Source organism: Cupriavidus sp. H18C1 (assembly GCF_049311595.1).
GTDB lineage: Bacteria > Pseudomonadota > Gammaproteobacteria > Burkholderiales > Burkholderiaceae > Cupriavidus > Cupriavidus cauae.
This window is the reverse complement of sequence record NZ_CP186009.1, coordinates 2,086,033-2,106,981: the sequence shown is the minus strand read 5'-3', so window position 1 is coordinate 2,106,981 and position 20,949 is coordinate 2,086,033. Positions and strand designations below refer to the sequence as shown.

Annotated in this window: 12 protein-coding genes and 2 pseudogenes; 9 read left to right on the top strand and 5 right to left on the bottom strand. The window is 67.2% G+C overall.

All coding sequences use genetic code 11. From position 1 onward, the window contains the following. Positions 1 to 182 precede the first annotated feature (182 nt). The gene (gene blaOXA, locus OJJOAM_RS25370) at positions 183 to 1,088 is read left to right on the top strand and encodes an OXA-837 family class D beta-lactamase (protein ID WP_422650306.1); all 906 of its coding nucleotides are present in this window, start codon (positions 183 to 185) and stop codon (positions 1,086 to 1,088) included. Between the two features lie 115 nt (positions 1,089 to 1,203). On the opposite strand, the gene OJJOAM_RS25365 is transcribed toward blaOXA, so the two are convergent. The 3 genes and pseudogenes from OJJOAM_RS25365 to OJJOAM_RS25355 all read right to left on the bottom strand — a co-directional run bounded on the left by OJJOAM_RS25365 (position 1,204) and on the right by OJJOAM_RS25355 (position 3,092). After that, entirely contained in the window at positions 1,204 to 1,503 is a 300-nt protein-coding gene (locus tag OJJOAM_RS25365) for a GTP cyclohydrolase (protein ID WP_422650305.1), read from the bottom strand. A gap of 26 nt (positions 1,504 to 1,529) precedes the next feature. Continuing rightward, complete coding sequence (locus OJJOAM_RS25360; protein ID WP_422650304.1) at positions 1,530 to 1,757, bottom strand: isochorismatase; 228 nt, start codon at positions 1,755 to 1,757, stop codon at positions 1,530 to 1,532. Positions 1,758 to 2,132: 375 nt separating this feature from the next. Then, positions 2,133 to 3,092, bottom strand: a pseudogene (locus OJJOAM_RS25355) (chemotaxis protein). Between the two features lie 516 nt (positions 3,093 to 3,608). Here OJJOAM_RS25355 and OJJOAM_RS25350 point away from each other — a divergent pair. From OJJOAM_RS25350 to OJJOAM_RS25330, 5 genes are all read left to right on the top strand, one after another. Beyond that, positions 3,609 to 3,731: a hypothetical protein gene (locus OJJOAM_RS25350; protein WP_422650303.1), complete on the top strand. Its 123-nt coding sequence runs from the start codon at positions 3,609 to 3,611 to the stop codon at positions 3,729 to 3,731. A 288-nt stretch (positions 3,732 to 4,019) separates the two neighbouring features. Further along, complete coding sequence (locus OJJOAM_RS25345; RefSeq protein WP_422650302.1) at positions 4,020 to 4,580, top strand: hypothetical protein; 561 nt, start codon at positions 4,020 to 4,022, stop codon at positions 4,578 to 4,580. Between the two features lie 252 nt (positions 4,581 to 4,832). Then, positions 4,833 to 11,303, top strand: a complete 6,471-nt coding sequence (locus tag OJJOAM_RS25340; RefSeq protein ID WP_422650301.1) for a YadA-like family protein — start codon at positions 4,833 to 4,835, stop codon at positions 11,301 to 11,303. Between the two features lie 143 nt (positions 11,304 to 11,446). Further along, complete coding sequence (locus OJJOAM_RS25335; RefSeq protein WP_422650300.1) at positions 11,447 to 11,878, top strand: outer membrane protein assembly factor BamE; 432 nt, start codon at positions 11,447 to 11,449, stop codon at positions 11,876 to 11,878. 122 nt (positions 11,879 to 12,000) lie between these two features. After that, a complete protein-coding gene (locus OJJOAM_RS25330) occupies positions 12,001 to 12,636 on the top strand; it encodes a hypothetical protein (protein WP_422650299.1) in 636 nt (211 codons plus the stop codon). A gap of 112 nt (positions 12,637 to 12,748) precedes the next feature. On the opposite strand, the gene OJJOAM_RS25325 is transcribed toward OJJOAM_RS25330, so the two are convergent. Both OJJOAM_RS25325 and OJJOAM_RS25320 read right to left on the bottom strand, forming a co-directional pair. Next, complete coding sequence (locus OJJOAM_RS25325) at positions 12,749 to 13,369, bottom strand: ParB-like protein (protein WP_422650298.1); 621 nt, start codon at positions 13,367 to 13,369, stop codon at positions 12,749 to 12,751. Positions 13,370 to 13,389: 20 nt separating this feature from the next. Then, positions 13,390 to 14,880: a BON domain-containing protein gene (locus OJJOAM_RS25320; RefSeq protein WP_422650297.1), complete on the bottom strand. Its 1,491-nt coding sequence runs from the start codon at positions 14,878 to 14,880 to the stop codon at positions 13,390 to 13,392. 671 nt (positions 14,881 to 15,551) lie between these two features. Between OJJOAM_RS25320 and OJJOAM_RS25315 the strand changes: the two genes are divergently transcribed. The 3 genes and pseudogenes from OJJOAM_RS25315 to OJJOAM_RS25305 all read left to right on the top strand — a co-directional run bounded on the left by OJJOAM_RS25315 (position 15,552) and on the right by OJJOAM_RS25305 (position 20,036). Beyond that, positions 15,552 to 16,049: a low affinity iron permease family protein gene (locus tag OJJOAM_RS25315; protein WP_422651061.1), complete on the top strand. Its 498-nt coding sequence runs from the start codon at positions 15,552 to 15,554 to the stop codon at positions 16,047 to 16,049. 198 nt (positions 16,050 to 16,247) lie between these two features. After that, positions 16,248 to 17,216: a hypothetical protein gene (locus tag OJJOAM_RS25310; RefSeq protein ID WP_422650296.1), complete on the top strand. Its 969-nt coding sequence runs from the start codon at positions 16,248 to 16,250 to the stop codon at positions 17,214 to 17,216. Positions 17,217 to 17,320: 104 nt separating this feature from the next. Then, positions 17,321 to 20,036, top strand: a pseudogene (locus OJJOAM_RS25305) (ABC transporter transmembrane domain-containing protein). Positions 20,037 to 20,949 lie beyond the last annotated feature (913 nt).

The window sequence follows — 20,949 nt, the reverse complement described above, 5'->3', positions numbered from 1 at the left end:
AGCCGTGACAGCCGTGCCGGATTGTCGCATGGGCAGGATTGGACCGGAACCCCGCCATGGCTACGATGCGCACTGTCCGGCCGGCGATGCGCCGCGCCCGGCCGGACCGGCGCGCACAACACTTGCCGCTGCCATCGGCAAGCCGCCGATCGCAGCGGCCCCCCAATGAACAAGGAGAGACCATGAAGTCCCGTACCGAAGCGCAGTCCCTGCATGCGCATGGCCTGTATCGCCGCCGCCTGCTGCAACTGGCGGGCGGCGTTGCGCTGCTGCCTGCCACGCGGCTGGCGCTGGCCGATGCCGCGCCGGCGAGCGCCGTCGCCGCGCCGACCGAGGTCGCCCGCGAGGATCTGATGTCGCACTTCCGCGCGCTGGATGTCGACGGCTGCTTTGCGCTGTACGACGTCAAGGCGAACCGGATGACGCTGGTCAACGCACCGCGCGCGAAGACGCGCATGGTGCCGGCGTCGACCTACAAGATTCCGAACAGCCTGATCGCCTTCGAGACCGGCGTGGTGGCCGATCCGGACCAGATCCAGCCGTATGGCGGCGGCAAGACGCGCTTCCCGCAGTGGCAACGCGACATGAACCTGCGCGAGGCGATCGCGATGTCGAATGTGCCGGTCTACCAGGGCATTGCCCGGCGGATCGGCATGCAGCGGATGCAGACGTGGGTCGACCGGCTGGACTATGGCAACCGGCAAGTCGGGAAGGTGGTGGATCAGTTCTGGCTGCGCGGACCGCTGGCGATCTCGGCCACCGAACAGACGCGCTTTCTGGCGCGGCTGGCTCAGGGCCAGCTACCGGCGTCGCGCCTGAGCCAGCAATGGGTGCGCGAGATCCTGCGCGTCGAAGCCGATGGCGACCATGCGATCTACGGCAAGACCGGCTGGGCGATGGATGCCGGGTTGAACCACGGCTGGTGGGTGGGCTGGGTCGAACGCAACGGCGGCGTCCATGCCTTCGCGCTCAATATGGATCTGCAGCGCGAGGAACTGGCGCCAAAGCGCATGACCATCGCACGGGCGATGATGGCCGAACTGGGCGTGTTGCCCGCGCAGAACGGGCAAGCGCGCAAGACGAGCTAGCGCAAGAAGAGCTGGCGCAAGACGAGCTGGCCAAAGACAAGCCGGCGCCAGGCCAGCTGGTGCAAGACGAGCTTGCCCGGGCGCGGTGCTTGCCGCGCCGAGCGTACCGGCTTCGTCAAGCTGCCGCGTGCGCCTTCGTGGCAGCGGCCTTGCGCTTGCCCTTGGTAAAGCTCGACAGGCCGTCGATCACATCGCGACCGTAGGCGACGGCCGCTTCGATCGCCTCGCGCGGGCTACCGGCGCGATGCGAACGCAGCGCCGGCAATCCGGTCGACGGTTCTCCGCCCAGGGCAATGATGTTGACCGTTGCCTCGAAGCTGTCGCGCGCGGTACCCGACTTGCCGGCTTGTTCGCCGGCGTGATGGACGTGTGCCGACAGGCGATAGCCCTTGTAGACAGCGTGATTGGCGTACATGGTGGACTCCTTGGAAATGCGCGCGCTCAATGGCGGCGCAAGCGCGTAATCGCGCGTTCGCCCGCCTGGCGGGCGACCTGCTTTGCCTGCGCTTCCGTCCGATGCAGCGTGTCGCGTACCGCGACGTTTTCGAGCACCCGCTCGCGTCCGCTTTCATAGCGGCTGACGATGTAAGTGGCGAACCACTGGCCGGGGCTTTGCTGGATCGGATGGACGGCGACGGTGTATTGGTTTTGGTTGTGTTGTTGATTCATGTAGTTGGAATAGGGGCGGTCCCTTGCCCTGATCCGATGGTTCCGCGCAGATGCCAGAGGCAGGTGCATGCGGAGGTCGAGCGCTGCGGCGCGTGAGTGCGCGCCAGATGCGGCTTACGGAACGGCGTGGTCGCGAGGCGAGGCCCGGCTCGGTTGGAGCCGAAACAGCAGTGATGCGACGGAACGGGAACGCTTGGGTGGTGAATGCCGGACGTCAGGTCGGGCGGCGGGGCCCTGGGGGCCAGCCGGACAATGTCTTGTCTTAATAATCTGTCCGGGTTTTCGCCTCTTGGGGCGAAGGAGCACACTATAGCACGGTTACTTCACGAGCACGGCGGCGCTGGAATTGCCGCCGTGCTCGCGCAGGCCGCATCGTCACATATGCAGCACGCCGCGGATCGTCTCGGCCAGATCCTTGGCGAGGAACTTCGACACGTAGGCGTCCGCGCCGACCTTGCGCACATGATCCTCGCTGGCATTGCCGGACAGCGATGAATGGATGACCACCGGGATGCCCTGGAAGCGCTTGTCCGCCTTGATCTTGCGGGTCAGCGTGAAGCCATCCATCTCCGGCATCTCCAGATCGGTCAGCACGCAGGCGATCTCATCGCGCACATTGCGTCCGGCCTTCGCCGCGTGGGCCGCGATGTCGTTCAGCTCGTCCCACGCTTCCTGGCCGGTCTTGGTCATCACCACGGACACGCCCATCGCATCGAGGCCTTGCTCGATCAGGCTGCGCGCCAGGGCTGAATCGTCGGCCGCCAGGATTTTCGTGCCCGGGCGCAGCGACAGCTTCGGTCCGACGGTGGAGGGTCGACATCGGGCTGGCTGGTCGGCAACACGTCGCGCAGGATCTGTTCGACGTCGAGCACCTGCACCAGCCGAGCGTCGGGGGGTGTCCGCATTCAGCTTGGCGATGCTGGTCACCAGCCCGCCCTTGGTGCTGGCCTCGGCCGACACCACCTCGTTCCACTCCAGCCGCACGATCTCCTCGACACCCTCGACGGCGAAGCCCTGCGTCGAGCGCGCGTACTCGGTCACCAGCAGGATGCCGCAGCTGCCGCCCTGTGGCGTGCAACCGACGATCCTGGCCAGGTCGATGACCGGAATCACCTGCCCGCGAATATCCGCCATGCCCAGCATCGCGGGCGCGCCGCCGACCACGGTCGTGATTTTCGGCATCACGAGAATTTCACGGACCTTGAATACATTGATGCCGAAGATCTCGTTTTGGCCGGAACGCTCGGCATTTCCGAGCCGAAACAGCAATAACTCGAACTGATTATTGTTGGTCAGGTTGGTGCGCTCGTCGATTTCCTTCATCAAGCCGCTCATGACTTCCCCATATTCCTCGCGACGCCCGCGTGACCGGTGGCGCAGTGTGTTGTCCATGACACGCGAGACGGAGGGGTATGAACAAGGCCCGACCGCTCGCGGTACGGGTCATTAACGACCGGCTGGGTGGAACCTTGAGGGTGCGCGGATGGCACCAAACTTGTGCATGTGTCAACTAAAGACTTACTTACATGTGGAATAAAAATTACTGTATGAAAATTACGGTATTCACATCTATGATCGCGTGTACGTTGATGTAACATCATTGATACATCAATTACAAATAGAAATCCTGCCGGTTCGCGCCTCGGCTCGGCGTAGATCGGACGGATGCAAGGCAGCACCCGCGCACGTTTGCGGGATGCGGCCTGCTACGGGTATGGCAAGGGGCGGTTAGACCGGGTAAACCCCGCGTATCGGTTGGGAGAAGTCTGTATGCACGAGCCGAATAGGGCGCCATGGAGCCATTCCATGCGCGCGCCCGCTCTTCGTACGCCTCCGTGCGCCCGCACGGCCGTGCCGCTCTACTCCGCGCGCACCACTTTTCACGCCCTCACCACGCGGCAGCACAGCCATCGTGGTTGCCAGGCGGGCACCGACCATCTGCTGCTCGGCGCCGCCACCGGCGCGATGCCCTGAGACTGTCCAAGCACGGCGTTTCGCCCGGGCGATAGTTTTCCAAAGTTCACATTCGTTTTAATTCTGATTGACCGATCGCCGCTATTATCGCCAACGAGACGGTCAATGTATTTGCTTTAATACAATTAATACATTGCGATGTCGGATTGTGTCCGGAGCCGCGGGCCCGGGACAGGTCCTGGCAATTCGCAAGGAGAAAACCCAAGATGTACGAGCCGAAACGGGTACAGGCGAGCGGAGCCACGCTCGCCCCCCACGGGTTGCATGACGCAGTCGTCTTTCGGAGCCATGTCGCAGCGCGCCCTGTCGCGCCTGCCGGCCACCGCATTCGCGATCGCTGCGCTGGCAGGGCTGGTGGCGGCATCAGCGGACGCGGCCGCCCAGGCAGCCACGCCGCAGGCCCCAGCAAGCACGTTCCAGGCGCAAGCCGCACAAGTCGGGATCAAGTCGTGCGCCACGCTGTTTGCCGGCCTGGGCGACATCCTGACGCGTGGCACGACCTACGCCTCGAGCGTGCAGGCCCAGCAGACTTCGCCGAACGACCACGCCGCACAAGCGGTGGTCGGCATGAAATACGACACGCCGAACTACAAGGGCCAGGCTGCGGGCGTGGTCTTGACCGCGCCAACCAAGGCCGGCGGTTGCGAAGGCAATCTCGTGCGCGTGGCGCCGTTCCCGCAGTCGTGCCCGGACGTCGTCCGGCAACTGCCACAGGGAAGCACCCTCGCGGCCAATCTTTCCGGTACGCCGCTGTACAACCTGGGCGGCAACCAGGGGCAGGCACTGCTGGTTCCCAGCGGTGCCGGTTGTGTTGTTGTCACAGTAGCAAGCGCGATGGAACGCCGATGAAGCGGGCCACGTAGCCACAGCACTGCATCAAATCGCATCGGCCGGTTCAGGCCAGCGATTTTTCCAATTTCGATTTGGGGATCGAAACCCGGTTTACGCCGGGGAAGGGGGGCTTTTTGTCTTCGCAAATTGCCCATTCTGTTTTTTGGCGAACTTTCTGGGGGTAGTCGCCATGCATCAAACCAATACGGTGTCGCGGGGCAGTGCGCTGTCCTGTGTGGGTGTCAACGCAATCGCTAAGGGGGTGACGGCGTGAACAAGTCCTATCGCACGATCTGGAACGAATCGCTTGGCGCCTGGGTCGCGGCGTCTGAACTGACCAAGTCGCGGGGCAAGCCTAACAAGAGCGCGGTGGCGCTGACCGTTGGTGCGATGCTGCTGGGCGTCCTGACCCCGGCCCTTGCGGGACCGCAAGGCGGAGACAGTGGCGTGAACACCGGCATCGGCGGCGCCATCGCTGTGTCGTCCAATGCTGCCGGCTTCGATCCGGCACGGGCATGGGCCGGCTCCATTGCAATCGGCGCTGGCGCATTTGCAGACTCCATCACCGATGTCACGGCGGCGGATGCAGCGGCGAACGGCGGCATTGCCATTGGCAACGGCGCAACCACAGGCACAAACACCGGCAACCGCCAAGTTGCGCTCGGTGCGCGGGCACAAGCCTTCGGCACTGACAATCTGGCGCTTGGCACGGCAGCGAGTACCGGCACCGGTACCGCGGGTGCAATCGCAATGGGGCTCAATGCCTCCACGACTGCCAACAACACGCTCGCAGTGGGAGCGGGCACGGCCGCTTCGGCAATCAATGCCACGGCGCTCGGCTTCGGAAGCGTTGCAGGCGGATCGTCGGGCCTTGCGGTCGGCGACCGCGCAAATGCAGGTGGGCAAGGTGCTATCGCAACTGGCTTTCTCGCCAGAGCCGACTTGCAGAACGCCATCGCCATCGGCGCGCAGGCGAACGCTACTGAGTTGAACTCCATCTATCTGGGCGCGCGCACGGCTCCCTTGTCGGGCGCACTCGCCCAAAGCGCCATCGCCATCGGCACGGACGTGACGGCATCGGCGGTCGATGCGATCGCTGTGGGTCGCCAAAGCCAGGCCACGGTAGCCAATGCGCTGGCGGTTGGGCGCGTGGCAACGGCTACCAGCGATGCGGCCACTGCTGTCGGTAACGGTGCGAGAGCGACGGGCAACAGTTCCGTTGCACTCGGCACGCAAGCATTGGCCATCGGCAACAGCACGGTCGCGGTCGGACAGGGAGCCGGTGCCGGCTCCACCGTGGGCAATACTGGGTCGGTTGCAATGGGCGTCGCGGCCGGGACGCTTGTCACCGGACTGCAGAACACCGCCATTGGCGGCGGTGTCGCCAGCGCCATGCGGGGCGCCGGGTCCGGCGTGACCGGCCAGCGTAATGTCGCTGTCGGCACGGGCGACGGCACCGTGATGTACGACGCCACCCTCCAGGCCTCCACGGGCAACAGCGTATCGGGTAACGACAATATCGCCCTCGGCACCAACGCCGGTATCGGTGTGGCCGCCAATGCAACGACGGCGATCGGTTATACCGCCAATGCCAGCGCAGATCGCGCCACGGCCATCGGATCGAGCGCGCGCGCCTCGGCGCTCGACGCCATTGCGATGGGCACCAGTGCTGTCGCGGACTCGGCTGACGCGGTAGCCATCGGTAACGCCGCGAGAGCCACCGGCGGCAAGGCCGTCTCGATCGGATCGGGCAACGTCGCGAGCGGCAACGGCGCCGTGGCGATCGGCGACCCGAACACCGCCACCGGCGACGGCGCGGTCGCGCAAGGTATGGACAACACCGCGACCGGCAACGGCTCGGTCGCGATGGGTAACACCAACATGGTCGGCGGCGGCGGACAAGCCGTCAGCACGCCGGGCAACCCCGCGCAGGGCGCAGTCGGCATCGGCTACCAGAACACCGTGATGGGCCAGGGCTCGGTCGCGATCGGCAATAACAACACGGCCCAGGGAGCGGGCGCCGTCGCGCTGAGCGAATCGAGCAGCGCCATCGGCGAGAACACTATCGCCATCGGCGGGAATGCGACTGCCAATGGCCCCAGCGCCTTGGCGATCGGTCGCATCAGCAATGCCACCGGTACCAATGCGCTGGCGCTTGGCACCGATGCCCGTGCAGGCTTCAATAACACGGTCGCGCTCGGCACCTCCTCCCGGGCGTCGGCGCCCGACACCACGGCACTTGGCTCTGGCGCGGTTGCCACCAACCGCGCGGACGTGGCGCTGGGCTCGGGGTCGGTGACCGGAACACCAACACCCACCGCCAGCACGACCATCCGCGGCACCACGTACAACTTCGCCGGTGCCAACCCGACGAGTGCCGTCTCCGTCGGCGCACCCGGTACCACCGGTTTCGTACGCCAGATCCAGAACGTCGCCGCGGGCCGCATTGGGCAGGACTCGACCGACGCGATCAACGGTTCCCAGCTCTTCGCCGTACAGCAGTCGCTGCAGTCGGCGGTCACGGGGGCGTCTTCCCACTACTACAGCGTCAATGACAACGGCACGGTTGGCGGAAACTACAACAACGATGGAGCCTCCGCCCGCTTTGCGGTGGCAGCGGGTGTGGGTGCGACGGCCAGCGGAATGCAAGGCACAAGTATGGGTTACCTGGCCAATGCGAGCGGCCTGGAATCGACGGCGATCGGCTATGCCGCCACCGCGAGCGCTGTGAATGCCACTGCGCTGGGCAACCAGGTGGTAGCGGCCGCGGACGGCAGTATTGCCATCGGCACCAATAACACGGCGCTCCCGCACGTCGACGTGGCTTCCACCAACGGCGTCTCCATCGGCTTCTGGTCGACGGTCAACAACGCGCCATCCGGCATCGCCATTGGCGACAGGGCAGGCGCAATGCAGGCGGACGCCATCGCCATGGGACGCCAGACCCGGGCAAACGGCCTGAGTTCGATGGCGTTGGGCAACAGCAGTGCTGCAACCAACGATGCCGCCATCGCGATCGGCAACCTAGCCGCCGCGGATGGTCAGCAGACACTCGCCCTGGGCAATGCTGCCACCGCGCTCAATTACCAGACCGTAGCGATCGGCAACGCCGCCGCCGCGGACGGAAACAACGTGATCGCCGTCGGGACGAACGCCAACGCGACCAATTACGCGGGCGTCGCGCTGGGGCTCGACACCGTTACCGACGGCAACAGCTCCATTTCGCTCGGCCGCGCCGCTCAGTCGCACGGGTTCGAATCGGTCGCCATCGGCGCCGACAGCCTGGCCGAACAGAGCGGAACGGCAGTCGGCGCGCAATCTGCCGCCACCGGCCTGAGTTCGACCGCCCTCGGTCGACTGGCAAGCGCAACAGCAACCGGCTCGCTGGCGATGGGCCTCGGCGCCAATTCGTCCGCAGAGCAAGCGACTGCAATCGGCAATCAAGCCAGTGCATCTGCCACGAATGCCATTGCGGTAGGCACCACGGCGGTGGCCGACTCTGCCGACGCGGTCGCAATGGGCACCGGCGCTCGTGCAACGGGCGGCAAGGCTGTCTCCATCGGCGCGAACAACGTCGCCTATGGAGATGGCGCGGTGGCCATCGGCGATCCGAGCTACGCCAGCGGTACCGGCGCGTTCGTCGGCGGTGCCAACAACATCGCCAATGCGGACGGCACGGCAACGGCAACGGCGGCCAACGCGGCCAACGGTGCGGTGGCCATCGGTAATGCCAACACGGCCATTGGCCAGGGCTCGGTCGCGCTGGGCAATGGTTCGCGAGCCGGTGCCGCCGGTGCGCTGGCCTTCGGTGATACGGCGACGGCAACCAATGCCGGCGACGTGGCACTGGGCTCGGGCTCGGTGACGGCCGCCGCGGTCGGCACGGCCGGTGCGACGATCGGCGGAACGGCCTACACCTTCGCGGGTGGAAATCCGTCCTCGACCGTCAGCGTGGGCGCCGTGGGTGCGGAACGCACCATCACCAATGTCGCGGCGGGTCGTCTGGCTTCCGACTCGACCGACGCCATCAACGGTTCGCAGCTGTACGCGACGAACCAGAAGGTGAACCAGAACACCACCGATATCACCAACCTGAGCAACATCATTGGCGATATCAATACCGGTGCAGGCATCAAGTACTTCCACGCCAACTCGACGTTGCCGGATAGCCAGGCGATCGGCACGGACTCGGTCGCGATCGGCCCGAACGCCGTCGCCAACAACGCGGGCGATATCGCACTGGGCTCGGGTTCGGTCACGGCTGCGGCAGTGGGTACGGGCGGCGCCACCATCGGTGGCAACGCCTACACCTTCGCCGGTGCTACGCCGAACTCGACGGTCAGCGTGGGCGCGGTGGGCGCGGAGCGGACCATCACCAACGTCGCGGCGGGTCGTCTCAGCAATACGTCGACCGACGCGGTGAACGGTTCGCAGCTGTTCGCGACCAATCAGCAGGTGGACCTGAACACCACCAACATCGCGACCAACACGACCAATATCGCCAACCTGAACACCGTCATCGACAACATCAACAACGGTGGCGGCATCAAGTACTTCCACGCCAACTCGACGTTGCCGGACAGCCAGGCGCTGGGCACGGACTCTGTCGCGATCGGTCCGAACGCCGTCGCCAACAACGCGGGCGACATCGCGTTGGGCGCGGGTTCGGTCACGGCTGCGGCAGTGGGTACGAGCGGCGCGACCATCGGCGGCAACGCGTACACCTTCGCCGGTGCGACGCCGAGCTCGACGGTCAGCGTGGGCGCGGTGGGCGCGGAGCGGACCATCACCAACGTCGCGGCAGGCCGCCTGAGCAACTCGTCGACCGACGCGGTGAACGGTTCGCAGCTGTTCGCGACCAACCAGCAGGTGGATCTGAACACCAGCAACATCGCGACCAACACGACCAATATCGCCAACCTGAACAACATCATTGGCGATATCAACAACGGCGCGGGCATCAAGTACTTCCACGCCAATTCGACGTTGGCCGACAGCCAGGCAATCGGCAACGACAGCATCGCCGTCGGGCCGCAGGCGGTCGCCAACAACGCGAACAGCATCGCGATGGGTAATGGCGCGGTCTCGAGTGTCGATGGCGGCGTGGCGCTGGGTTCGGGTTCGGTGTCGGATCGCGCGCTGGCCCCGGTCAGCGGCACGATCACGGCCGGTACCGCCCTGGTGCCGTACAACACCACGGACGTGAATCTTGCCGGTGCGGTGTCGGTCGGCAATGCCGCGACCAACACGCTGCGCCAGATCACCAACGTCGCCGACGGTACCAGCGCGCATGACGCCGTGACGATCCGCCAGCTGCAAGGCGCGATCGGCTCGGTCACCGCCACCGGGACCAAGTACTTCCACGCGAACTCGGCGCTGGCCGACTCGCTGGCGGTCGGTGTCGATTCGATCGCGGTGGGTCCGGAGACGATCGTCAACGGCGACAACGGCATCGGCATGGGCCGGAACGCGCAGGTCGCGCAGACCGCCCCCGGCGGTACGGCGATCGGCCAGAACTCGCTGGTGTCGCAGGCCGATGGCGTTGCGCTCGGTACCAACGCGCAGTCGCAGGGCATCCAGTCCCTGGCGCTGGGCGCCGGTTCGCAGGCGGTGTTCGCCAACAGCGTCGCGCTGGGCGCAGGCTCGGTGACGACCGTGGGCGCGCGTACCGGCTACATCGGCTACGGCGTGGGCGGCGGCCAGAACTCGGTGGGCGAAGTGTCGGTTGGCAACGTGGGTGCCGAGCGGCAGATCACCAACGTCGCCGCCGGCTCGGCGCCGACCGATGCGGTCAACGTCAGCCAGCTGAACCAGGTCGCGCAGAACACGGCGACTTCGCTGGGCGGCGGCGCTTCGTACGACTCGACCACGGGTTCCTATACCGCACCGACGTACTCGGTTGGCGGCGCGACGTACAACAACGTCGGCGACGCGCTGGGCGCGCAGGACACCATCGTCAAGAACCAGGGCGACAGCATTGCGAACCACCTTGGCGGCGGCACGACCTACAACCCGGCGACCGGCACCATCGGCGGCGGCTTCACCGTCAACGGCAAGACCTACGCCAACGTGGCCGACGCGATCGGCGACACGGCGGGTCAGGTCGAGAACTCGATCCAGTACGACAACTCGGATCGCTCGCAGATCACGCTGGGGGGCACCAACGGGACGAAGATCACCAACGTCGCTGCCGGCAACATCAGCGAGAACTCGACCGACGCGGTCAACGGCTCGCAGCTGCACCAGACCAACACTACGGTCAACAACCTGGTCGAGGGCAAGATCGGTATCGTCAAGCAGGAAACGAGCAACGGTCCGATCTCGGTGGGTGGCGACACCGGTGGTACCACGGTGAACATGGCCGGCAAGGATGGCGATCGCCGCATCACGGGCGTGGCCGAAGGCACGGCGCCGACCGATGCGGTCAACGTCAACCAGCTGAACCGCATCAGCCAGGGCATCGACCAGAAGTTCGCGGGCATGGACAGCCGTATCCGCGCGGTCGAGAACCGGTCCAACGCCGGTATCGCGTCCGCGATGGCGATGGCCGGCCTGCCGCAGGCCTATCTGCCGAACAAGAGCATGGTGGCCATCGGTGCCGCCACGTTCAACGGCGAGACCGGCTATGCGCTGGGCCTGTCGCGCGTGTCGGACAACGGCTCGTGGATCTACAAGGCGTCCGGTGCCGCTTCGTCGCGTGGCGACTACGGTGGCGCGGTGGGCGTGGGCTATCAGTGGTAAGCCGATCAGTGGTCAGCCACGCGGAATTGTCCGTGGAGCAAGGGCGTGCGCCTGTCCCCCAGCTGGCGCACGTCCGACCACTACCCGATCATCAACGTCCCGTCGGCGCGATGGCGCCATGCCGGGACAAGGAGTTCGAAACCATGTTTGATTCGATGAAACGCCATGCCGCACCCTGCGCGGCCGTGCTCGCGGCGCTGCTGCTGGCCGGCTGCGGCAACCTCAGCAAGATCGACGACAAGGGCCACAGCGCCGCGCCGGTCTGGCCGAAGATGGACGTAGAGAACATGACGCTGCTCGAGGGCATCCATCCGGATCCCGACAAGCTGGCGTTGGTCAAGGCCGGCATGACGAAGGACCAGCTGTACCATCTGCTGGGCCGCCCGCACTTCCTGGAAGGCTTCTTCTTCGTGCGCGAATGGGACTACCTGTTCCATCTGCAGACGCCGTCCGGCGACAAGGCCTGCCAGTACAAGATCCTGTTCGACCGCGACAAGCACGCGCAGCAGTTCCTGTGGCGCGAGAAGGAGTGCGAGGAAGCGGCGAAGGCGCTGGTGAAGAAGACGAGCGCCTGATTCGACGTCGCCGCCGCGCAGGCGGGGACCCTGCGACTTGAGGTAGCATGCGGGGTCCCCGTGATCGCGGGGCAGCACAGTGGTTATCGGGCCGGCGACGGCCCATTTTTTTTGGAGTTGCCATGTATCGCGCCGTATCGGTCGCCGCTTCGCTTCTTGCCGTGCTCGCGCTCGGCGCCTGCCAACAGATGCCCGCCCAGCAGAGCGCCCAGCCCGGTGCGATGGGGCCTGGCGCGCTTCCGGCCCAGACCCCGACTCAATACCCGGCCCAATACCCGGCCCAATACCCGGCCCAGGCCCCGGCTCAATATCCGGCCCAAGCCCCGGCGCAAGCGCAGGCCGCTGCGGCCGCGCCCCGCGCCGCCACGCAACTGCCGAGCGTCGATTTCCGCCTGGCCCAGCCCGAACGCGCGCCCGAGCTCAAGGAATTGCGCATGGCCAATGCGACGTTGTGGTTCGCGCCGCAACCGGTGCTCAGCCGCGGCGACCTCAACACGGTGGTGGCCGTCAAGGCGAAGGACGGCAAGCACTACGTGCGCTTCGGCTTCACGCAGGCCGGCGCGCAGAAGCTGGCGGCCGTGACGCAGCGCTTCCCCGGCAAGGTGCTGGTGCTGACCATCAACGGCAATCTGGTGGCGACGCCGCGGATCGCGCGGCCGGTGACCAATGGCTTGTTGTTCGTGCCGATGGCCAGCGAGCAGCAGGCGCTGAACGTCGCCGCCGTGATTGGCGGCGCGGGCGCGCCCGCGACGAGATAACAAGGCGCCCTGCCGTCCCTGCGTGCGGGGACGCGGCGTCTTGCTGCCTTTCTCGCTTGGTTGCCGCTTGTTTCCTGCTTGGATTGCCGCCCGGTTGCTGCCTGGCTGCCGCTCATTTACCGATATACCCAGGCAGTCCCCGCGCCTTCGGACTCCTGGCCGCCTTGACCGCCAACGCCAGCGCATAGGCGAAGCATTCCGTATTCCCCATCGGCCCGCGAATCTCGCGCCGGAAGAAATCCGCCCACTTGAAGTCGGGATAGGCCTGCTTGACCCGGCGGTAGCCGCCCGCGATGCGGGCAAAGGCCTCCAGACTGCGATATGGATCGTCGCGCATGCCCGAGACAGAGCGCGGCAGCGCCGACAGCGGCTGGCGCTGGCCGTGCTCGTCGTACGGGTGGACCTGATGGCGGCGCAGCATGTACTCCCAGAACTCGTCCTCGGAGCGGTCGCTCAGGTCCTTGCGGACGAACACCGGGATGATGTCGAAACCCAGCTCGTGCCAGGCGCGCACCCAGTGGTGATGGTCCACGACCCACAGCACATGCTGCGGTCCCACCACCACGTGGATGCGATGCTTGTCGAAGAAGGCCTCGAGCCGGTCCTCGGGCTGCCGGCGCGTCGTCTGCATCTTGCGCTTGACGTGCAGCATGCCGACCGTGATCTGGGTCGGCCGCAGCTCCGCGATCGGGGCGCGGAGCTTGCTGCCTTTCGCGAGCGTCGTGGTGCCCACGGGCGCCGTTCCGGCCGGGCTCAGCGGTTGTTCCCCTTGCCGGTCGAGCCTAGCCCGTCGCCGATATCCGGCGTGCTGCCCGAGGCGGAGGAGACCGACGAACCCGATGTTCCGGTCGTTCCGGACGTGCCCGACGTGCCCGACGTTCCGGACGTTCCCATCGAGCCGGTGCTGCCCGTGCTGCCCGTGGTACCCGACGTTCCCATCGTGCCGGACGACAGCGGCGAGCCGGTCGACGTGGCGGAGGTCGAGCCCGAAGAGCCCGACGTTCCCTGCATCCCGCTGCTGCTGCGATAGTCGCCGCCGGCTTCCGAACCGGCACCCGCGCTGCCCATGTCGCGCGTGACGCGGATCTGGTTGTGGACCTCGTTGACGCCGAACACTTCGTCGGCAATATCCTCGATCACGAACTTCTCATGGCGCTCGCGCACCGAGCCGGTCAGCGTCACCGTGCCGCCGCTGACCTCGACCGAGACCTGGCTGACATCGACCATCGGCACATCGGACAGCCGCTCGCACAGATCCTCGCGAATGCGCTCGTCCGAACGCTGATAGCCCTTCGGGCCCACGCGCCGGCGGCGTTGCTGTTGTCCGTATTGCTGGCCTTGCTGGCCGTACTGGGACGCTTGCTGGCCATATTGCCGGCCCTGGCCGTATTGCTGTCCCTGGCCATATTGCGACCCTTGGCCATACTGCGACCCGTAGCCCGACTGGTACTGCGAGCCGCCGCGTCCGCCGGATTCGTAGCTCTCCAGCCCGTAGCCGCGGCCGCCCTGGCCGGAGCTGCCGCCATAGCCGGAGGTACCGCTCTGGCGATAGCCCGGATCGCCCGGATAGGTTCGCTGTCCGCCGCTGTACGACTGACCGCCGCTCGAGCTGCTGCCGTAGTAGCCGCCGCCATAGCCGGGCTCGTTGCCGCCGCGGCGCGAACGGTCGCGCGCCTCGAGTTCGCGCCAGGTTTCCGAGCCGCCGCCGCGGCGGCCTTGCTCGCGCCCGTAGCCGCCGGATTGCTGGCCGCCGTACTGTTGGCTGCCGTAGCCCTGGCGCGATTCCCAATCGTCCTCGCGGCCGATATCGCGCACGCCGTACATGCCGTAGCGCTCCACGCCGCCGCCGCTGGGGTCATAGCCGGCATAGCCGCTGCTGTACGGATTGCGCGCGCCGCCCATGTCGGTCGGGTCATAGCGGCCCTGGCCGCCGCCGCGATAGCGCGGCGAGGATTGCTGCTCGAACGAGGAACCGCCGCCGCCGCTGCGCGAGCGATCGCCACCGCCACCGCCACGTCCGGCGCCCCATTCATCGCGCCAGCGTTCGCGTTCGTTCTCGTAGCGTTGCTGGCCCTGGCCCTGACCTTGACCCTGACCCTGGCCGTATCGCTGCTGGCCCGGGCGCTGGCCGCCGTACTGTCCACGGCCGGATTGCCCGCGGCCGTATTGCTCACGCCCGCCGTATTGCTCGCGGCCGTAATCGCCTTCGTCGCCGTACTCGCCAAACCGCATTTCTTCGCCCATATCGTCACCGTCCTTGTCACGCCACCATTCGCTGCCGCTCCCTGATCCCGCCCCGGACCGCTGCCATAGCCACCGTAGCCGCCGGGGTAGCGCTGATTGCTACCGTTGCTCATCTGTCCCTCCTTGCGTACCGAGTGGCGGCACGCGCCGCTCACTTCGCCGGGCTGATGCTGCTGTTGCCCGCCGGATGATGAACCGCAAGAACCGTACCGCTGTGCGCGGGGGACGGCATGCGAAAGCGGGGCGCGCGGACGACGCGCGATGACACGATCGCACGTGATCGACATGCAAAGTTTGCCGCCGTCACTTGTAAAAAGTACGGCGCATGGCGGCGCCGTCACCGAAGCGAAGTCTCTTTCGTCATTGGCGTGCGCCACGCGGCCCGTACTCGCGCGCCGGGTATGGAACTTGCCGTATATCGGTATTGCCGATCGTCCGGCGCGGACGCGCTTTGCTTGCCGCGGCCCGCCGTGCCGGAAGGCGCTTCGAGAACCGCCATGCCCCACGCAGCCAGTACCGACCGCGAACGCCTCGCCAGCGTCGCCCGCGATGCAATCAACGGCAAATCCGCCAACGGCAAATCCACCAACGGCAAGTCAGCCAATGGCAACACCAATGGCGCCGGCAATGGCGCGTCGGAAGAAGATCGTCAGAGCTGGCGACGGCGCGTGATGCACGCCTTCGAATGGTTCGCCGGCCATGCCACGCGGGGCGCCGGCTCGCCGATCGCGTTCGCCTCCGCCGTGGGCGTAGTGCTGCTGTGGGCCGTGACGGGGCCGATGTTCGATTACTCCGAGACCTGGCAGTTGGTGATCAACACCGCGACGACCATCATTACCTTCGTGATGGTGTTCCTGATTCAGCAGACGCAGAACAAGGATTCGCTGGCGGTGCACCTGAAGCTCAACGAGCTGCTGGCCTCGCATCGCCATGCCAGCAGCCGGCTGGTGTCGATCGAGGACCTCGACGAGGAAGACCTGAAGAAGCTGGCGGCGTTCTACCGGCAACTGTCCGAGCTGGCCGAGCGTGAAAGCGATATCGAGGAAACCCACGGGCTCGAGGAAGCGCTGCAGACCCACGTTGCCAAGCAGGAGGCGCGGCACGATCTGGAAGAAGAGGTCGCCGCCGAGCTCGAATCGAAGGAGCGTCGCCGGCGCGATGATGCGTGAAGCCGGGACGTCGGCTCGATGGCTCGATGGCCGACGACTGCCGAGCCGACGAGCCCGTGTAGATCGGTATGCGTGTTGCAAGTTCGACATGCTTCACCGGCGGCGATCCCGCGACGGCGGGCACCCGGCGTGCCGGCACGCGCGGGCGCATTCCTTGCACGGCACCGAGAATGTCGTAGCCGAACCCAGGAGCCAATCATGTCGACCATCGTGGCAGGGCGTTTCGATTCCTTCGCCGACGCCGAGCGCGCGGCGCGAGGGCTTTATGGACACGGATTCTCGGTATGGGATGTATCGATCTTCACGGTCGGCACGGCCCAGGCCACACAGGAACTGGCGCGCCCGCCCGGCGTGCTGCTGGCCGCCCGCGTGGAACCCGAACGGCTGCAGACCGCGGCCGAACTGATCCGCCTGGAGGGCGGACGCGAACTCGAACAGGCCGAGGGGCAGTGGGAGAACGGCCGCTGGTCCGACTTCGATCCCATGGGTACGCCGAAGCCGCTGCAGGAGACCGCGCCGCACGAACGTGCGGGCCAGCTCGGCGAAGGCGCGCTGAGCGCGACTGGCAACGAGGACCCGGGTAGCGAGATCGACCAGTCGGTCCGGCAGGACGAGGACCGCCATGGCGGGCAGGCGGGTGCGCAGCCGGGTGGGCATGAAGGTGCAAACGGCGAGCGCGACCTCGGCGTGCTGCTGACCCCGGGGCAGCACACCACGACGCATGAGGGCGTCAGCAAGGGCGACGAGGCCCGCATGCAGGGCCAGCGGGCGGGCGAGCCGCGGCAGCAGGACGCTGGCGGCCAGACCGCGTCGGCCGCTCAGGGGCCGGGTCAAGGCCCGGGCCAAAGGGCGAGCCAAGGCGCGGACCAAGGAACGAGCCAAGGCGCGGGCCAGAGCCAAGCTCAAGGCGGAGGCCAGGGCCAGCACCCGGCCGAACAACAACCGCGCGAAGCCTGGGAATCGGCGCAGTCGCATCGCCAGCCCGGCGAGAAGAGTGACGAGCCCGAACTGGTGCGCGGGGCCACCACCACGCCGGAGCCCAGCGGGCCGAACGACACCTTCCGCCAGATCCGTCGCGGCCAGTTCCCGCCGGGCGTCGGCGAGGGCGACCTGCGCGATCCGGGCAGTACCACGCCGGACGCGCCGAAGGTCGACAACCGGTCGTGAGGGATCCGATGACAGACCCGATGACAGACCCGATGACCGACGCGATGACCGACGCGATGACCGAACCGGTACTCCCCTAAGCGCCGCCCCCCACCAGCGAGACGATGCCGACCACCAACGGACATCCCGCCCCCGCCTCCAAACGCCGGATCGCGGCCGAACTATGGGCCACGATCTGGCGTTTCCCGCGGCCGCGTCGGCGTGGCCGTGGTGCTGCTGATCCTGGCCAAGGCCGCCGCCGTGGCGGTGCCGCTGGTGCTGAAGCTGGTGGTCGACGATGTGGCGCCCGTGGCGACCGGCGCGGCCGCGATGGCGGGTGCGGCGATCACGATGCCAGTGTTCCTGGTGCTTGCCTACGCGGCGCTGCGCCTGCTCGGCAACGCCTTCAACGAGCTGCGCGACGTGGTGTTCGCGCCGGTGACCCAGCGCACCGTGACCACCTTCATGGAGCGCACCTTTTCCCATCTGCATGCGCTGGGGGCCCGCTTCCATGCCCGCCGCGAAACCGGCGGCGTGATCCGCGACCTGGAGAAAGGCACCGCGGCGATCGGCTTCCTGCTCGGGGTCGCGGTCTTCACCATCGTGCCGACGCTGATGGAGATCGGCTCGGTGCTGGTGATCATGATCGCGGCCTATGGCGGCGCCTTCGCCGCGATCATCCTGGTGACCTTCGCGCTGTACGCGAGCTACACCTATGTGATGACGCGGCGCCGGACGCGCGTGCAGCGCAAGGTCAACGCGGTCGAGGCGCAGACCAACAGCAAGGTGGTCGACAGCCTGCTGAACTACGACACCGTCAAGTTCTTCGCGCGCGAGCGCTTCGAGACGCGCCGCCTGTCGGGCCTGCTCGAAGGCTGGGTCGATGCCAGCGTCGAGAACCAGTACGCGTTGTCGGCGCTGCATGTGGGCCAGAGCTGCTGTATTGCGCTCGGCGTGGCGGCGGTGATGCTGCTGGCGACCGAGCGGGTCGTTACCGGCGCGCTGACGGTCGGCGACCTGGTGCTGATCAACGCCTACATCATCCAGGTGGTGCTGCCGCTCAATACGCTGGGCTTCATCTTCCGCGAGTCCAACGACGCAATGACGCAGGTCGAGCGGCTGTTCGCGCTGCTCGACGCGCAGGGACCGCCGGGCGAGGACCACGACGCGCCGGGGGCGCGGCCGCTGCACGTGACGCGCGGCGAGATCGTGTTCGAGCACGTCAACTTCAGCTATGACCCGAGCCGGCAGACGCTGTGGGACGTCAGCATCCGCATCGGCGCGGGCCAGACCGTGGCGGTGGTCGGCGGCAGCGGCTCCGGCAAATCGACGCTCGCGCGCCTGCTGTTCCGGCTGTATCTGCCGGACAGCGGCAAGATCAGCATCGACGGGCAGGACCTGCGGCTGGTCACGCAGCAGAGCCTGCGCGAGGTGATCGGCATCGTGCCGCAGGACACCATCCTGTTCAACGACACCATCGCCTACAACATCGGCTACGGCAGGGAGGGCGCCACCCGTGCCGATATCGTCGAGGCCGCGCGCGCCGCGCAGCTCGATACCTTCATCGACCGGCTGCCCGATACCTACGAGACCCGCGTCGGCGAGCGCGGCGTGCGCCTGTCGGGCGGCGAGCGCCAGCGCGTGGCGATCGCCCGCGCGCTGCTGAAGAAGCCGCCGATCGTGGTGTTCGACGAAGCCACCTCGGCCCTCGATACGCGTTCGGAGCGCGCGATCCAGCGCGAGCTGGCCGAAGTGGCGAAGGGCCGCACCGCGCTGATCATCGCGCACCGGCTGTCCACGATCGCCGATGCCGACCACATCCTGGTGATGGAGCATGGCCGCGTGGTGGAGGAGGGCACCCACGATGCGCTGCTGGCCAGGCGTGGCGTCTATGCGCAGATGTGGCGCCTGCAACAGCAGCAGCGCGAACTGGAACGGACCGAACAGAAGCTGGCGCTGCAGCCGATCCGGCTCGAGGCCATCGTCGCCGCGGTGGTCGACGGCCTGCGCGAGCTGATCGCCGAGCGGCAGGTCAATCTGTTCACCGTGCTCGGCGAGGCGGAACTGCGCGTCACCGGCGACCCGGGCGTGGTGCAGAAGGCGGTGTGGGAGCTGTGCCATGCGCTGATCGACGACATGGAGCCGGGCGGGCGCATCGAGCTGCGGCTCGAGCGGCAGGGCGGCGAGGCGTCGCTGTATCTCGCCGCGCCGGACCGGCAGGCGCCGCTGCCCGATATGCGCGAACTCGAGAACCTGCTGGAGGACCACGCGGTGCGCCTGACGGTCGATCCGCATGGACATGGCTATCGCATGACGATGCCGCTGCGGCCGATCCGCGAAACCCCGGCCCCGCCGCCGGTCGCGCCGCCCGACATCGCGGCAACCCTGCCGGCGCCGGACGCGCTCAAGGGACTGCGCATCCTGGTGCTCGACGACGACGAGCCCACGCGCGAGGTACTGACCAGCACGCTGGAGGACTATGGCGCCGACGCGCAGGCCTTCGGCCGCGGCGACGACCTGCTGGAGCTGCTGGGCAAGGCCGATCCGCAGCACTGGCCGCAGGTGCTGCTGTGCGATATCGCGCTCGACGAGGAGGACGGCTACACCGTGCTGCGGCGCGTGCGCCGGCTCGAGACCGAACGCAACGTGCCGCTGGCCTGCCGCCTCAGCGCGATCGCGCTGTCCGGCCATGCCGAGGCGCAGGACCGCATGCGGGCGATGATGGCGGGCTTCCAGGTGCACCTGTCCAAGCCCGTGCAGATCGGCGAGCTGGTGATCGCGATCCATTCGATGGTGCGCCATCGCGATGTCGATACCACGGTGCCGGGGCCGCGAAGCTAGCGCCAGGGCGATGCCCGTCGCCGGCCCATGGTCGCCGGTCTGCGGTCTCCGGTCTCCGGTCTGCGCGCCCGGGCCCCCGGGCTCAGTCCTCGGCCGCCGTTGCAAGTCATCGATTTCCGTTTCACTAGCCAACCCACTACGCGATTGAGGAGAAACCATGCAGCCTCACGACAGGCCCGATCTGCCCAGTTCCACGCCGTCCCGGTCCGCATCCGACGTGCCCGGCGCCACCGCCTCGCCGGCCATGGCGCCGGGCAGCCGGTTCGCCGACGCGGCCAGCGCCGAGCGCGCCGTCGCGCTGGCGATACCGATGCTGGAAGCCGCGGTGCGCGACCGCGAGGTCGGCGAGGGCGGCTTCCTGCATGTGGTGGTGATGGACCCGGGAAAAGGACCGGCCGATTGCCCGTTCGAGCAGGCGATCCTGTACGAATATTCGACGCCAGGGCGCGAGCGCTGGGACGCCGATTACGCCTGGTATGCGCGCGAGAAGGCCAAGGTGGCCTGGCGCACCGGCATGGCGACCGACCAGGTCCAGGCGCGCGCGCCTCATCTGCTGCGCGCGGAGGAATCGATGCTGGGCGGCGCGGTGGTGCTCGACGGCATCGTGGTCGCGGTCAGCGGGGCGAACCCCTGGTATGACGAGGCCTTCGCGCTGAGCGTGGCGGCGCTGCTGCGGGCGGTGGCGCAGCAGCGGCGGCGGCAGCAGGGTAGGTCGCGCCGCAGAGAGTTCGTGCGATTGAATGACGCGACGGCGGGCGCGCTGGCGAACACGTCGCTCCCTCTCCCGCTTGCGGGGAAGCGTTGGGGAGAGGGCAGCACCGCCCATGCAACTTTTACCAGCCACGGCATAAACGCCAACACCCCCCCATGTAACTCCGGACATGGGGGAAGCGTTACCGCTGAAACGGCAAGC

Excerpts from the sequence above, each read along its gene's own strand:
- blaOXA (WP_422650306.1), top strand. The coding sequence starts at position 183 with ATGAAGTCCCGTACCGAAGCGCAGTCCCTGCATGCGCATGGCCTGTAT.
- OJJOAM_RS25330 (WP_422650299.1), top strand. The coding sequence starts at position 12,001 with ATGTATCGCGCCGTATCGGTCGCCGCTTCGCTTCTTGCCGTGCTCGCG.
- OJJOAM_RS25345 (WP_422650302.1), top strand. The coding sequence starts at position 4,020 with ATGTCGCAGCGCGCCCTGTCGCGCCTGCCGGCCACCGCATTCGCGATC.
- OJJOAM_RS25320 (WP_422650297.1), bottom strand. The coding sequence starts at position 14,880 with ATGGGCGAAGAAATGCGGTTTGGCGAGTACGGCGACGAAGGCGATTAC.
- OJJOAM_RS25365 (WP_422650305.1), bottom strand. The coding sequence starts at position 1,503 with ATGTACGCCAATCACGCTGTCTACAAGGGCTATCGCCTGTCGGCACAC.
- OJJOAM_RS25360 (WP_422650304.1), bottom strand. The coding sequence starts at position 1,757 with ATGAATCAACAACACAACCAAAACCAATACACCGTCGCCGTCCATCCG.
- OJJOAM_RS25335 (WP_422650300.1), top strand. The coding sequence starts at position 11,447 with ATGTTTGATTCGATGAAACGCCATGCCGCACCCTGCGCGGCCGTGCTC.
- OJJOAM_RS25315 (WP_422651061.1), top strand. The coding sequence starts at position 15,552 with ATGCACGCCTTCGAATGGTTCGCCGGCCATGCCACGCGGGGCGCCGGC.
- OJJOAM_RS25310 (WP_422650296.1), top strand. The coding sequence starts at position 16,248 with ATGTCGACCATCGTGGCAGGGCGTTTCGATTCCTTCGCCGACGCCGAG.